Consider the following 13,861-nt stretch of genomic DNA (forward strand, 5'->3'; position numbering starts at 1 on the left):
TTTGCTCTTCTGCACGTCCGAGGCCCGCTGTTGGGCGTGCAGATGAACAATCCTATTCCGGCGCTTTCGCCGCTGGCCGCAGCCAGTCCGCATCGATCTCGGGCAGCGGAATGGCGGCAAGCAGGTCGCGCGTGTAGGTCTCCTTGGGATTGTCGAACAGCGCATCGGTGGCGCTCGCCTCGACGATCCTGCCTTCGCGCATGACGATGACTTGTTGGCAGAGCCGCCTGATCACCGACAGATCGTGGCTGATGAAGGCGACGGTCAGCCCCATCTCCGCTGCAAGCTTCTCCAGCAAGGTGAGGATCTGCGCTTGCGTCGACACGTCGAGGCCGGAGACGATCTCGTCGGCCAGCACGAATTTCGGCGACAGCGCCAGTGCGCGCGCAATGCCGACGCGCTGGCGCTGGCCGCCCGACAGTTCATGCCGATAGCGGCTGGCGAAGCTTTGCGGCAGGCCGACGCGATGCAATGCCTCGGCGACGCGTTCCCTAAGCCTGTCGCCAAGCCCATTCTGCTTGAGCGGTGCGGCAATGATGCTGGCGATGGTGCGACGCGGGTTGAGCGACGACATCGGATCCTGGAAGATCATCTGCAGGTCGCGGCGCAGAGGTCGCAGCTCTGCATCCGGCAGATGGGCGATATCGCGGCCCTCGAAATGGATGCTGCCGACGCTCGGCTCCAGAAGTCTGACAAGCGTGCGGCCGAGCGTCGATTTTCCGGACCCGGATTCACCGACGATGCCGGTCACCGAACCTCTCGGCAAATCGAAATCCAGGCCTTTCAAAATCTCGGCCAGCGGCGCGCGGCCGATCAGCGGCTTGCGGGTCATGTCGGGCAGCGCCACCTTCAGCCCGCGCACGGAAAACAGCGGCTCAACCATGCGGCCGCCTCCACGCCTGGTCTGCCGCATCGATCTCAGCGGCAAGCCCGGCCAGCACGGTCTCGTCCACCGGCATCAGCGAGGCAAAGGGATCCGTATAGCGCGGCGTAGCGGCCATCAATGCCCGCGTATAGGGATGCTCAGGCGCGGCGAAGAGAGCGGCTGTGTCAGCCTCTTCCACCACCTTGCCGGCGTAGAGCACAGACACTTGCTGGCTGATCTTTGCAACGACGCCGAGATCGTGGGTGACGAACAGGATCGCGGTGCCATGCTCGCGCTGCAGCTCGGCGATCAGTCGCAGGATCTGCTTTTGCACGGTAACGTCGAGCGCGGTTGTCGGCTCGTCGGCCACGATCAGCCGTGGCTCGGCGGCGAAGGCGGCGGCGATCAGCACGCGCTGGCGCATGCCGCCGGACAGCTCGTGCGGATAGCATTTCAGCACCCGGTCGGGATCGCGGATCTGCACCTCATCCAACAATTGCCGGATACGCTTGTCCGCCTTGTCACCGTTCCAGCCGAGAATGCGCACCAGCCGGTCAGTCATCTGCGGACCGATGCGGCGCGACGGGTTGAGCGCAGTCAACGGATCTTGCGGGATCAGCGCCGTGCGGGCGCCGATCAGCGTGCGCCTTGCCTTGGGCTGCAGCCTGCCGAGGTCTTCGCCTTCGAGCTGCATGGCGCCTTCGACGATGCGCACGCTTGACGGCAGCACACCGAGCACCGCCTTGCCGATCATCGTCTTGCCGGCGCCGCTCTCGCCGACAAGAGCACGCACCTCACCCCGCTGCACGGAGAGCGACACCGAGCGCAGCACGCGCTGGCCGTTCGGCAGCACGGCGCTCAGATTGGCAATATCCAGGCAAGCGCTCATCGCAGCACCGGATCGAAGCGCGTCTTCAGCGCCTCGCCGAACTGGCTGAACGACAGCACGGTAAGGATCAGCGTGATCAGCGGAAACACCAGCACCCACCAGGCCTGGTGGATCGACAGCCGACCCTCGGCGATGATGCCGCCCCAGGTCGGATCGTCGGTCGAGATCGACAGATTGACGAAGGACAGGATCGCCTCGACGATGACGGCGATGCCCATTTCCAGCGACAGCAGCGCCACGACTGACGGCACCACATTAGGCAGCACCTCGCGCAGCATGATGCCGATGCGGCCATAGCCGGCGATGCGGGCGTTCTCGACATAGTCCATGCGCGACTGGCCCATCGCTTCGGCGCGGATCACGCGGCAGAAGCGCGTCCAGTCGATGATGGCGATGGCGAGGATGACGGAGCTGAGGCCAGTGCCGAGCACCGCGACCAGCAGGATGGCGAACAGCACCGGCGGAAACGCCATCCAGACATCGACGATGCGCGAAATGATCCGGTCGGCCCAGCCACCGAAATAGCCGGCGACCAGTCCGAGTGTCGAGCCAACGAGGCAGGCGGCAATCGCCGCCGCAAAAGCGACGATGAAGGCGATGCGGCCGCCGAAGATCAGGCGGGAGAGAAGGTCGCGGCCGAGGCTGTCGGTGCCCAGCCAATAGCCGGATTCCGCACCACTCATCCAGAATGGCGGCAGCCGTTCCAGCATCAGGTCTTGCGCCAGCGGGTCCTGCGGTGCGACCAGCGGCGCGAAGATCGCGGCCAGCAGCGCCAGCAGCAGCCAGCCGCCGGCCAGCCACAGCCTCGGGCCGAGTCCGCGCCGGGCGATGCGTGCCTCATCCATGGCGCAGCCTCGGATTGAGCAGCGCGTACATCATGTCGACGCCAAGATTGATCAGCACGAACAGCAGCGCGAACACCAGCACGATGCCTTGGATCAGCGGCAGGTCGCGGTTGATGACGGCATCGATCGCCATGTTGCCGAGCCCTTCGTAGGAAAACAGCCGCTCGACGATGACCGTGCCGCCGACAAGGAAGGTGAACTGGACGCCGACGAGAGTCAGTGTCGGCAAGGCAGCGTTCTTCAGCGCCTCGCGCAGGATAACCTGCGTTTCCGAAAACCCCTTCACCCGGGCCAGAACGACATAGTCGAGGTCAAGCACTTCCTTCAGCGACTGTTTCAGCAACTGCGCGATGATTGCCGCCAGCGGCAATGCCAAGGCTACTGCCGGCATCAGCATGTGTTTCAGCAGATCCCAGGTCAGGTCGAAGCGCAGCCGAAGCAAGCTCTCGAAGAAATAGAACTGGGTGACGAAGGGCAGATCGAGCTGCGGCGACACGCGGCCGGAGATATCGAAGATCGGCACCAGCACGCCAAACAAAAGGATCAGCACGAGGCCCCACAGGAAATCGGGAATGGAAAGGGCGGCGCCGCTGGCGATATCGATGCCGGCTTCGACCGCCGTGCCGCGCTCGCGGGCTCCGAGGATCGCCGTCGTGCCGCCGAGCCCAACCGCCATGAAGAGCGCGATGATGGCAAGTTCCAGCGTTGCCGGCAAACGATTGAAGACAAGGCTGAGCACATCTTGCCTGAGCGAAATCGAGGTGCCGAAATCGCCCCTGACGACGCCGGACAGCCAGATGAAGAATTGCTGCACGATGGTCTTGTCGAGCCCGTAGAGTGCACGCAGCCGGTCGATGTCGGCATCTGTCGCACCGGGGGGCAGCATCATGGCGATCGGGTCACCAGGCGCGACGCGGATCACGACGAAGACGACGACAGCCACGCCGAACAGCGTGATCAGCATCGTCAGCAGACGGATCAGGAATCGTTGCAGGAGCATTCTGGTGTTGGCCCAGTGCGTTTCTAACGAAGAGCCCCCTCATTCGTCCGCTTCGCGGCCACCTTCTCCCCGAGGGGAGAAGAGGTCACGGACAGCTGAGCTGGTCTCTTCTCCCCAGCGGGGAGAAGGTGGCCCGAAGGGCCGGATGAGGGGGCCGCTCAGCGTAGGGTGGCGCCCACAAGCCGATATCAGGCCGGGGTCATCAGCGCCGGCAGCAGCGCGCCGGACACATGCTGCACCACGTTGACGCCCTTGGCATGCACGATAGGTTGCGCATACTGAATCAGCGGCAGCACATAGGCCTGCTCGGCGATATACTTGTCGACAGCCTTCCAGCCGGCGATGCGCTTGGCCTCGTCCTTCTCGCCCCAGAGCGGATTGATCATGTCGATCAGGTCCTGGCTGTCCCACACCGAGTGCGGGCTCGGCCCATACATGGCAAAACCCGTCGACGTCGTCGGGTCGCCGATGGCGTTGCCCCAATTGTAGAAGGCGGCCGGCGCCAGCTTGTCGGCGGCGCGCAGTTCATAGTGCTTGGCGATCTCGTAGACCTCGATCGTCGCCTCGATGCCGACCTTACGCCACATGCCGACGATCGCCTGGATCATCTCATAATCCTTGGGCTTGAAGCCCTTGGTCGTCTGGATGGTGAACTTGACCGGTTTTTCCGGCGAATAGCCGGAAGCCGCGAGCAGCTCCTTGGCCTTTTCCGGATTGTGCTCGACCTTGATCGAGGCGTCGAAGGCCGTGTACTCCGGGGTCTCCAGCGTAGCGATCGGTTGGCCATAGCCGCGCAGCAGCCGCTTGACCAGAAGCTCCTTGTCCACAGCCATGACGGCGGCCTGGCGGACGTTCTTGTCCAGCATCGCTTCGATGTCGTTGAAGAAGATCATGCCGATGTCGGAAACGGGCTTGCACGAGCCGGCAAGCCCGTCCTTGGCGATCAGCCGGTCATACTCTTCATAGGGGACCTCCAGCGTCACCTGCGAGGAACCGGATTCGATTTCGGCAACGCGGCTCGCCGCATCAGTGACGAACTTGATCGTCACATTCTCGAAGGCCGGCTTGTCGCCCCAATAGTGCGGGTTGGCCTTCAGTCGGAGGAAAGCATTTCGCTCGAATTTTTCCACCATGTAAGGGCCGGTGCCGATCGGCGCCTTCTCGAAACCTTCGGCGCCGACCTTCTCATAATAGGCCTTCGGCAGGATGTAGCCGGTCAGGAACGACATCCATTTAAAGTAGACCGGATCGAACTGCACGACGTCGCCGGTGATCTTGTTGCCGTCGATCTTGAAATTGTTGACGTTCTTCCAGACGAACTGGATCGGATTGCCGGTCTTTTCGTCGCCCGCCCGCTGCAGCGACCAGACCACGTCCTCGGGCGTGAAGGGCGAGCCGTCATGCCAGGTCACGCCTTCGCGCACCGTCATCGTCACCTTGGTGCGATCCTCGTTCCAGCCCCATTCGGTGAGCAGGCCAGGCGCAAAGGACAGGTCCGGCTTTTGCGGAATGAACTGGTCGAACACTGACTGGTAGAGGCCCTGGATCGTCGGGTTGACGGCCGAGGGTCCGGTGGTCGGATCCCAGGACGGCAGGTTGACGTTATAGGCGATGGTCAGCTCGCCCGCTGCCGCCTTGGCGATCTCAGGCAGGCCGATCGCCGCCACCCCAAGTGCCGCGGCACTGTATCCCAGCAATTCTCGTCTGTTGATTGTCATGGTCGTTCCCCTTGTTGGTTTTGTTGTCTTTGCGCGGCACTATCAGTTTATCGATCCGGGCTTCGTGGGCAGCAGCGCCTTGCCTCTCGTCGCCTTCATGAAATCTTGCGAGCTACCTCCCGCCAAGCTGTTGCGCGAGCATGAAGCCGGAGGCCGCGCCGGTGCCGGCGCCGGGCCATGTCGCGGCGCCTATGAGATGCAGATTGCCGACCGGCGTGTTCCAGCCGGCATAACCGCGCGCCGGGCGGAACAGGAAATTCTGTGCCAGATGGTGGCTGCCGCAGACCTGGTCGCCACCGACGAGATTGGGGTTCTCACGCTCGAGGTCGATTGGCGAGAACACTGCACGGCCGAGGATTTTCGCGTGCAGTCCGGGTGCGTAGATCTCGATGGTGTCGAGCACGCGTTCGGCATAGACGTCCTTGACCTGATCCCAATGCGCGGGCGCGATCTTGCCGGCCGCATCGCCCAGGATTTCGGCGGGCAGCATGCGCACCTGCACCCACAGCACATGCTTGCCCTGCGGCGCGCGTGACGGATCGACCGCTGTCGGCTGGCCGACGACCAGCACCGGTTGGTCCGGCAGCATGCCCGCCATCGCCTGCTGATAGGTGCGCGACATCGCGTCGAGCGAGGGCGACAGATGCACATAGGCGAACTGCCGCAGCTCGGCCCCGGCGCGCCAGTCCGGCAGGTCGTCGAGCGCCAGATGGATCATCATCGTGCCCGGCGCGTGCCGGAACTTCTGCATAGCCGTGTCGAAGCCGGTGTCGCCGGAACCGTTGGGTAGCAACCTGCCGCTCAACGCCTTGGGCGCGACGCCGGCAATCACTGCCTTGGTGGCCGTATGTGTCTCACCTGAAGCGAGTCGCACGCCCGATGCCTTGCCGCCGGAAACGGTGATCTCGGCAACTTCCGCCCCGGTGACGATCGTGCCGCCCGCCGAGGTGACCATACCTGCCAGCGCCCGGATGATGGTGTCGGCGCCACCCTTGCCCAGCACCATGCCAAAGCTCTGGTTGGCGATCGATTCCAGATAGGGGAACACGGCGCCGCCGGCGATGTCGGGTGCGAAATCGAGATGCATGCCCCAGGTGGCAAGCGTTGCCCGCACATAAGGCGACTCGAAGGTCTCCTCCAGCCAGGCGCGAGGTGACGACAGCAAAAGCCGGCCGGTATCGAGCGCGCCTGACATGCCCTTCTTGCGCCACAGGTTCCAGGCGGTGCCGGCAAGCGCGCGGGCACTCATCGGCGATCCCAGCAGCCGGAACAGATGCTCGGCCTCAGCAGGAAAGGCGGCAACGAGCTTGCGCCACGTCGCGGCATCGGCGGCGGAGAACGCGGCCAGCCGCGTGGCAGTCCTTTCCAAGTCATTGCTGACGCCGAACCAGCGTCCGTCCGGAAAGGCGCTGGCGAAACAGTCGGCGACCGGAGCGAACTCAAGACCCTGCGCTTTCAATTCATTTGCATATTTCCGGTGGAAGGCGGAGCCGGCAAACAGGCTCAGATTCATTGCACCGAAATCGTGCCGGAACCCTGGGAGGGTGTATTCGTGGGTCTGGACGGCACCGCCGATTGCTGCGCTGCGCTCAAAAATCCCGGTTTTCCAGCCTTTGAGCGCCAGATGCGCGGCGCATGCCAGACTGTTGTGGCCCGCCCCGACAAAGATGGCGTCGAACTCGCTCACGCCCCGTTCCCATTTCCTTTATGCTTAAAGATAATTGCAGATGCATATGTTTTCGTCTAGTAGGATATTAAGGGCCGAGACGAGCCTTGATCTTCACCAGAAAGAGGGAACTTCAGACCATGGACACGCAAAAACTCCTCGGCGAAGTCGCCGGCCAGCTGCTTTCAGGCGCCATCAGGGTGGTCGACCTCTCTGCGCAACTCGGACCCGACACGCCTCTTATCAAGCTGCCGCCGGAGCTTGCCGTCGACACGCCAAAGGTCGAGATCCATAACATCTCCCGTTATGACAAGAACGGCCCGTGGTGGGCATGGAACTGGCTGAAGCTTGGGGAGCATTCGGGCACGCATTTCGATGCGCCGCAGCATTGGATCAGCGGCAAGGATTATCCGGACGGCGCCACCGACACCATTCCGGCGCAGAACTTCGTCGGCCCGGTCAATGTCATCGACTGCTCGAAGGAAGCCGCCGCCGATCACGATTTCCTGCTCACCGTCGACCACATCAAGGCGTGGGAAGCCAAGCATGGCGCCATCAACGCCGGCGAGTGGGTGGTGATGCGCACCGACTGGTACAAACGCAACGGTTCGGAAGCCGAATTCCTCAACGCCAACGAAACCGGCCCGCATACGCCAGGTCCCACAGCCGAAGCCATCCAGTTCCTGATCAGCAAGGATATCAAGGGCTGGGGCTCCGAGACCATCGGTACCGATGCCGGCAAGGCCGGCGGCATGGAGCCGCCATTTCCGGCCCACACGCTGATGCACAAGGCGAACCGCTATGGCCTCGCCAGCCTCTGCAACCTCGACCAGTTGCCTCCGAAGGGCGCCATCCTGATCGCCGCACCGCTCAAGATCGAACATGGCACCGGCAGCCCGATCCGCGCGCTGGCGCTTGTATCCAACGGCTAGGTGAAAGCACGCCAAGGTGAGCCAGCCGGATCACATCATCGTTGGCAGCGGCATCAACGCGCTGGTCTGCGCGGCGATGCTCGGCGGCAAAGGGGCGCGTGTGCTCGTCCTCGAGCGCAATGACCGCATCGGCGGCTGCGTGCGTACCGAGGAGATCACCGCTCCCGGCTTTATCCATGACGTGATGGCAACCACCTTCGTGCTGTTCATCACCTCGCCGGCTTTTGCGGCGTTGGGCGGCGATCTCGCCAGGCACGGGCTGGAATTCTGCCACACCGGCACGCCAACCGGCGTGCTGCGGCCGGACGGCAGTCATGCAGTGCTCACCACCAACCGCGCCGCCAATGTCGCGGCAATCAATGCGATTGCCGCCGACGATGGCGACCGGCATGCGGACGATGTCAGCGGCATCGAGCGCAATGCCGGCCTGTTGTTCGGCCTGCTCGGCGGCAGCCTGTGGTCCTATCCGACGGCGAAACTGCTGGCCGGCGATGCCTGGCGGCGCAGCCCACGCGGCCTTGCCACCTTTCTCGGCGAAGCACTGGTGCCGGCGCGCAGCTGGCTGGAAAGCACCTATCGGTCCGAGACAATCCGCGCGCTGTGGGCGCCCTGGGTGCTGCACGCCGGGCTCGGACCGGAAGACGCCTTCTCAGGGCAGATCGCCAAGGTCATTGCCTTCGCGCTGGAAGCGGCCGGGGCGCCGATCGTCAAGGGTGGAGCGAAGACCCTGCTCACCGCCTTCGAAGCTCTGATAAGGGAACGTGGTGGCGACATCCGTACCGCCGCCGATGTCGCCTCGATCGTCCAGAGCGGTGGCCGCGCGACCGGCGTACGGCTCGCCTCGGGCGAAACGATTACAGCAAACAAGAGCGTCATCTGTTCGGTCACGCCGACGCAGCTTTACCACCGGTTGCTCGGCAGCGAGGCTCCCAAGGCGGATGTCGAAGCGACACAGAAATATCGCTACGGCAAAGGCAATTTCCAGATTCACTATGCGCTGAACAAGCCGCCGGCATGGCGCGGTGATGGCCTGGACCAGGTGGCATTGTTGCACCTGACGCCGGGGCTCGATGGCGTCTCGAAAGCCTGCAACGAGGCGGCGCGCGGCATGCTGCCCGAAGTGCCGACCATCTGCGTCGGCCAGCCGCATGCGCTCGATCCGTCGCGCTGCCCGGAGGGCAAGGCGATCCTGTGGCTGCAACTGCCCGAGGCGCCCAGGCACATCAAGGGCGACGCCGCAGGCGCGCTGCATGCACCGGCTGGCGGCCGCTGGACCGACGCGCTGCGCGAGGCCTATGCCGACCGCGCGGAGGCGATCCTCGCCAGCCACATCGACGGCTTCAAGGATAGCGTCATTGCGCGCCGCGCCTATTCGCCGGCCGATCTCGAAGCGATGAACATCAACCTGGTCGGCGGCGACCCCTATGGCGGCTCGTCGACTATCGACCAGTCGTTCCTCTGGCGGCCGTTCAAGACCAGCCGCAACCATCAGACCGGCATCAAGAACCTCTACCATATCGGCGCCTCGACCCATCCAGGCGCGGGCCTCGGTGGCGGTTCCGGCTTTCTCCTGGCGGGGAGGCTGTGATGGAGCAGAAGGTTCTGGAAAAGCGCCAGCACATCTCGACCCTCGGCCAGATCGGCCTGCAGCAATTCGCGCCCTATCTGATGAACCGCATCATGGGGCGCTACAACGCAACCTTGCGCGACGATTTCCGCAAGCAGGGCCTAACCATTCCGCAGGTCCGCACGCTGGCTGTGCTGTCGGTCACCGACGGCGTCACCGTCAACGACCTCTCGGTCTACACCGTCATCGAGCAGTCGACCTTGAGCCGCACGCTCGACACGCTGGAAGGGCAAGGCTTCGTGCGGCGCGAGCAAGGCGTCACAGACAGCCGCATCCGCCATGTCTTCCTGACCGATGACGGCCGCGCCGAGTTCGCGCGCGCCTGGCCGGCAATGCATGACGCGTTCGAGGCGATGTTCGACGATGTCGACGACGCCGAATACGCGGCGCTGATCGCCACATTGCAGAAGATGCTGAAGAACATTCGCAAGCACGACATCTAGACGTTAGGCGCCGGCCGCACCGCCGGCAACGGAAGGTTGGAAAAATGGCCGAACGGTCTTTTGCCAAGGAAGTCGAAAAACTCAGGCTCGGCGCCGGCGAGGAATTTGCCGGCGAAGGCATTCTCGCCATCACCAAGGCGCTGCTGCAATGCGGCGTCGGCTATGTCGGCGGCTACCAGGGCGCGCCGATCAGCCATCTGATGGACGTGCTGGCCGACGCGCAGGACATTCTGGGCGAACTCGGCGTGCATTTCGAGGCGAGCGCCTCGGAAGCCACCGCCACCGCCATGCTGGCGGCCTCGGTGCATTACCCCATCCGTGGCGCGGCGACCTTCAAGTCGACTGTCGGCACCAATGTCGCTTCCGACGCGCTCGCCAATCTCGCCTCCGGCGGCGTCACCGGCGGCGCGCTGATCATCGTCGGCGAGGATTATGGCGAGGGCTCCTCGATCATGCAGGAGCGTAGCCATGCCTTCGCCATGAAAAGCCAGGTCTGGCTGCTCGACCCGCGCCCGAACCTGCCTTCGATCGTCAAGGCGGTGGAGGATGGTTTCGAGCTGTCCGAAGCGTCCAATACTCCGGTGATGCTGCAGGTGCGCATCCGCTGCTGCCACGTCCACGGCCACTTCATAGCCAAGGACAACAAGCGCCCGCCGATGACGGTGGCCGATGCGCTCGACGCGCCGCGCCGCGACACCGGCCGCATCGTGCTGCCACCCGCCTCCTTCCTGCACGAGAAGGAGAAGGTGCAAAAACGCTGGCCGGCGGCTGTCGATTTCATCGCGAGGAACAAGATCAACGAATTCTTCGGCTCGGATTACGGTTCGGTCGGCATCGTCATGCAGGGCGGCATGTACAATTCGGTCATCCGCGCCTTGCAGCGTCTCGGCCTTGCCGACACCTACGGCGAGACGGATGTGCCGCTCTATGTGCTCAACGCCGTCTATCCCCTGATAGACGATGAGTTCCTGTCTTTCTCCGAAGGCAAGCAGGCGGTGCTCGTGGTCGAGGAGGGCCAGCCCAACTACATCGAGCAAGCCTTTGCCGCCATGCTGCACAAGGCCGGGCGCGGTACCAGGCTGGTCGGCAAGGAGTATCTGCCGATGGCCGGCGAATACACCGGCCAGGTCATGCTCGACGGCATCGGCGCCTTCCTGCGCGCCGAGGCCTCGCATCTCTTGCCGGGCGAGGTGCGCGCGCCCAACAAGGTCGGCGACGGCGTCGACACCGCCGACCTGATCAATGTCGTGCCGGGCCGTCCGCCGGGCTTCTGCATCGGTTGCCCGGAGCGGCCGATCTTTGCCGCGACAAAGCTGGTCGAGCAGGAACTCGGCAAGCACCACATCGCCTCCGACATCGGCTGCCATTTGTTCTCGATCATGCCGCCCTTCGAGCTTGGCGCCACCACCATGGGTTACGGGCTCGGGCCGGCCTCGGCTTCAGCCTTCAATTCGCCCGACGCCAAACGGAGGTCGATCTCCTTCGTCGGCGATGGCGGCTTCTGGCACAACGGCCTGACCTCCTCGATCGGCAACGCGGTGTTCAACAAGAATGACGGCGTCATCGTCATCGTCGACAATTTTTACTCCGCCGCCACCGGTGGGCAGGACATATTGTCGTCGCGTGCGGGCAACAAGACCAAGTCGACCAAGCATCCGATCACCGAAGCGGTGAAGGGCATGGGCGTCAAATGGCTGCGCCACATCGACCGCACCTACGATGTCGGCAAGATGCAGGACACGCTGCGCGAGGCGCTGACGACGGAGGAAAAGGGACCAAAGGTCATCGTCGCCTCTTCCGAATGCATGCTCAACCGCCAGCGTCGCGAAAAGCCGCTGGTCGACAAGGCGATCAAGGGAGGGACCCGTGTCGTCAAGCCGAAATTCGGCGTCGACGAGGACATCTGCACCGGCGACCACGCCTGCATGCGGCTGTCCGGCTGCCCGTCGCTGTCGGTGAAATCGCTCGACGATCCCTTGCGTGACGATCCGGTGGCATCGATCGACCAGAGCTGCGTCGGCTGCGGCAATTGCGGGGAGGTGGCGGACGCCGCCGTGCTGTGCCCATCCTTCTACCGCGCCGATGTCGTGCACAATCCGGGCCGCTGGGACCGTTTCCTGGAAAGCGCTCGCCGCGCCGTGATCGGCCTGATGCAGCGCCGCCGCGAGAGCCGTAGGTTGACGTTCGCCGATGCTTGACCAGGCTTCGCCCTTGCGCCCGAAATCCGGTGCCGCCGATACCGAGCCGGTGATCAAACTCGCTTTGCTCGCGGTCGGTGGCCAGGGCGGCGGTGTGCTCGCCGACTGGATCACCGATGTCGCCGAGCGCAATGGTTACGTCGCGCAATCGACCTCCGTCGCCGGCGTCGCCCAGCGCACCGGCGCTACGATCTATTACGTCGAGATGGCCCGCGACACCGGCCGGCTGCCGGTCTTTGCCCTGTCGCCTTCGCAGGGCGACGTCGACATATTGATCGCCGCCGAGCTGATGGAAGCCGGCCGCGCCATCATCAGGGGCTTCGTCACGCCCGATCGCACCACGCTCATTGCTTCTTCGCATCGCATTGCGGCGGTGTCGGAAAAGATCGAGCCGGGTGACGGCCGGGCCTCGTCTTCCAAGGTACACGCGACGGCGGAAGCTGCATCGAAACGCTTCATCGCCTTCGACATGGAAAAGATCGCCGCCGACAATGGCTCGATGATTTCCGCCAGCCTGCTTGGCGCGCTGGCCGGCTCCGACGCATTGCCGTTCACGCGTGAAAGCTATGAGCAAGCGATCGGCGCCGGCGGCCGAGGCGCGAAAGCCAGCCTCGCTGCCTTCGCCGTAGCCTACGACCGCGCGCGCGGTACGACGGTCCCCGCGCCAGAGCCGGCAGAACCGGCCCCGGTCGAACCCGCTCCGGGTGCAGGGCGCGTGAGCGGTCCGCAGAACCTGCTGCAGGGTTGGCAGGCGCTGGCCGCCCGCATCGACCTGATGCCCGCGGCGGTGCGCGACATGGCGCTTCGAGGCCTGAGAAAGGTCGTCGACTACCAGGACATCGCCTATGGCCGCGACTATCTCGACCGGTTGGACAAGGCCGTTGCGCTCGATGATCCCGGCCATGCCCATGCATTGTCCATCGTTGCCGCCAAGCATCTGGCCAACGCGCTGTGCTACGACGACATGATCCGCGTCGCCGATCTCAAGACACGTTCGACGCGTGACCGGCGGGTGCGCAAGGAGGTGGGCGTCAAGAACGGCTCCATCCTGCAGGTGACCGAGTATTTCCATCCGCGCATCGAGGAGTTCTGCGGCACTTTGCCGGCGGGGTTGGGCAGCTACATCGAGAACCGACCGAAACTTGCAGGCTTTCTCGACCGGCGCATCAATCATGGCCGGCGCATCCGCACCGACAGCTTTGCCGGCTTTGCGGTCCTCTGGTTCATCGGCGGCCTGCGCCGCTGGCGGCGGCGCCTGTTGCGCCACAAGGTCGAGACGGCGCATCTGGAGCGCTGGTATGCGCTGGCGCTCAGCCACGCGCCTCAGGACTACGCGCTCGCCGTCGAAATCTTGAACTGCCGCCGGCTGATCAAGGGCTACAGCGACACCCACCTCCGCGCCCAGTCCAAATTCGATCGCGTGCTGTCGGCGCTCGATCTGGTCAAGGGCCGCGATGACGCTGCCGACTGGATCAGGCGGTTGCGCGAAGCTGCGCTGAAAGACGAGAAAGGCGACATGCTCGATGGCGCGCTGAAGACAGTGGCATCGTTATCTGATCATGGTGTGGGAAGAGGTCGAGCTTAGGCTGGTACCTCTACGCTACTGCCGCCGTTTCCTACTCCCACTGGATTCGCGGATTGAACACGCCGCTTCAGGCGATCGCAGCTCGGCTTCCAC

At 64.1% G+C, this 13,861-nt stretch carries 11 protein-coding genes and 1 pseudogene; 5 read left to right on the forward strand and 7 right to left on the reverse strand.

The window, feature by feature from the left end:
• Positions 1 to 52 precede the first annotated feature (52 nt).
• The 7 genes and pseudogenes from NLY43_RS09955 to NLY43_RS09980 form a co-directional block, all read right to left on the reverse strand.
• On the reverse strand, positions 53 to 883 hold the full coding sequence (locus tag NLY43_RS09955) for an ATP-binding cassette domain-containing protein (RefSeq protein ID WP_023710060.1): 831 nt from the start codon (positions 881 to 883) through the stop codon (positions 53 to 55).
• Complete coding sequence (locus tag NLY43_RS09960) at positions 876 to 1,754, reverse strand: ABC transporter ATP-binding protein (RefSeq protein WP_023710061.1); 879 nt, start codon at positions 1,752 to 1,754, stop codon at positions 876 to 878. The genes NLY43_RS09955 and NLY43_RS09960 overlap by 8 nt, the downstream gene beginning before the upstream one ends.
• Positions 1,751 to 2,599, reverse strand: a complete 849-nt coding sequence (locus NLY43_RS09965) for an ABC transporter permease (RefSeq protein ID WP_023710062.1) — start codon at positions 2,597 to 2,599, stop codon at positions 1,751 to 1,753. Before NLY43_RS09965 ends, NLY43_RS09960 begins: the two co-directional genes overlap by 4 nt.
• Positions 2,592 to 3,599 (reverse strand): ABC transporter permease, encoded by a 1,008-nt coding sequence (locus NLY43_RS09970; protein ID WP_023710063.1) that lies wholly within the window; start codon positions 3,597 to 3,599, stop codon positions 2,592 to 2,594. Before NLY43_RS09970 ends, NLY43_RS09965 begins: the two co-directional genes overlap by 8 nt.
• Before the next feature lie 42 nt (positions 3,600 to 3,641).
• Positions 3,642 to 3,754 (reverse strand): annotated as a pseudogene (locus tag NLY43_RS32710) (endonuclease domain-containing protein); the annotation flags it as partial.
• Positions 3,755 to 3,787: 33 nt separating this feature from the next.
• On the reverse strand, positions 3,788 to 5,317 hold the full coding sequence (locus tag NLY43_RS09975) for an ABC transporter substrate-binding protein (protein WP_023686913.1): 1,530 nt from the start codon (positions 5,315 to 5,317) through the stop codon (positions 3,788 to 3,790).
• 112 nt (positions 5,318 to 5,429) lie between these two features.
• Positions 5,430 to 7,004 carry a phytoene desaturase family protein gene (locus tag NLY43_RS09980; RefSeq protein ID WP_023710064.1) on the reverse strand — a complete coding sequence of 525 codons (1,575 nt, stop codon included), beginning with the start codon at positions 7,002 to 7,004 and terminating at the stop codon, positions 5,430 to 5,432.
• Positions 7,005 to 7,123: 119 nt separating this feature from the next.
• Between NLY43_RS09980 and NLY43_RS09985 the strand changes: the two genes are divergently transcribed.
• Genes NLY43_RS09985 through NLY43_RS10005 form a run of 5 tightly spaced genes read left to right on the forward strand, consistent with a single transcriptional unit; the run spans position 7,124 to position 13,768 of the window.
• Positions 7,124 to 7,915, forward strand: coding sequence for a cyclase family protein (locus NLY43_RS09985; protein ID WP_023695181.1), 792 nt, complete (start codon positions 7,124 to 7,126; stop codon positions 7,913 to 7,915).
• A 16-nt stretch (positions 7,916 to 7,931) separates the two neighbouring features.
• A complete protein-coding gene (locus tag NLY43_RS09990; protein WP_023710065.1) occupies positions 7,932 to 9,503 on the forward strand; it encodes a phytoene desaturase family protein in 1,572 nt (523 codons plus the stop codon).
• Positions 9,503 to 9,985: a MarR family winged helix-turn-helix transcriptional regulator gene (locus NLY43_RS09995; protein WP_023710066.1), complete on the forward strand. Its 483-nt coding sequence runs from the start codon at positions 9,503 to 9,505 to the stop codon at positions 9,983 to 9,985. The genes NLY43_RS09990 and NLY43_RS09995 overlap by 1 nt, the downstream gene beginning before the upstream one ends.
• Positions 9,986 to 10,029: 44 nt before the next feature.
• Positions 10,030 to 12,183, forward strand: a complete 2,154-nt coding sequence (locus NLY43_RS10000; protein ID WP_023710067.1) for a thiamine pyrophosphate-dependent enzyme — start codon at positions 10,030 to 10,032, stop codon at positions 12,181 to 12,183.
• The gene (locus NLY43_RS10005) at positions 12,176 to 13,768 is read left to right on the forward strand and encodes an indolepyruvate oxidoreductase subunit beta family protein (RefSeq protein WP_023710068.1); all 1,593 of its coding nucleotides are present in this window, start codon (positions 12,176 to 12,178) and stop codon (positions 13,766 to 13,768) included. The genes NLY43_RS10000 and NLY43_RS10005 overlap by 8 nt, the downstream gene beginning before the upstream one ends.
• Positions 13,769 to 13,861: the final 93 nt, after the last annotated feature.

The organism is Mesorhizobium sp. C416B (assembly GCF_030323165.1).
Lineage (GTDB): Bacteria > Pseudomonadota > Alphaproteobacteria > Rhizobiales > Rhizobiaceae > Mesorhizobium.

Coding starts and splice junctions, on each gene's coding strand:
- NLY43_RS10005 (WP_023710068.1), top strand. CDS start 12,176: ATGCTTGACCAGGCTTCGCCCTTGCGCCCGAAATCCGGTGCCGCCGAT.
- NLY43_RS09955 (WP_023710060.1), bottom strand. CDS start 883: ATGGTTGAGCCGCTGTTTTCCGTGCGCGGGCTGAAGGTGGCGCTGCCC.
- NLY43_RS10000 (WP_023710067.1), top strand. CDS start 10,030: ATGGCCGAACGGTCTTTTGCCAAGGAAGTCGAAAAACTCAGGCTCGGC.
- NLY43_RS09985 (WP_023695181.1), top strand. CDS start 7,124: ATGGACACGCAAAAACTCCTCGGCGAAGTCGCCGGCCAGCTGCTTTCA.
- NLY43_RS09970 (WP_023710063.1), bottom strand. CDS start 3,599: ATGCTCCTGCAACGATTCCTGATCCGTCTGCTGACGATGCTGATCACG.
- NLY43_RS09975 (WP_023686913.1), bottom strand. CDS start 5,317: ATGACAATCAACAGACGAGAATTGCTGGGATACAGTGCCGCGGCACTT.
- NLY43_RS09965 (WP_023710062.1), bottom strand. CDS start 2,599: ATGGATGAGGCACGCATCGCCCGGCGCGGACTCGGCCCGAGGCTGTGG.
- NLY43_RS09960 (WP_023710061.1), bottom strand. CDS start 1,754: ATGAGCGCTTGCCTGGATATTGCCAATCTGAGCGCCGTGCTGCCGAAC.
- NLY43_RS09995 (WP_023710066.1), top strand. CDS start 9,503: ATGGAGCAGAAGGTTCTGGAAAAGCGCCAGCACATCTCGACCCTCGGC.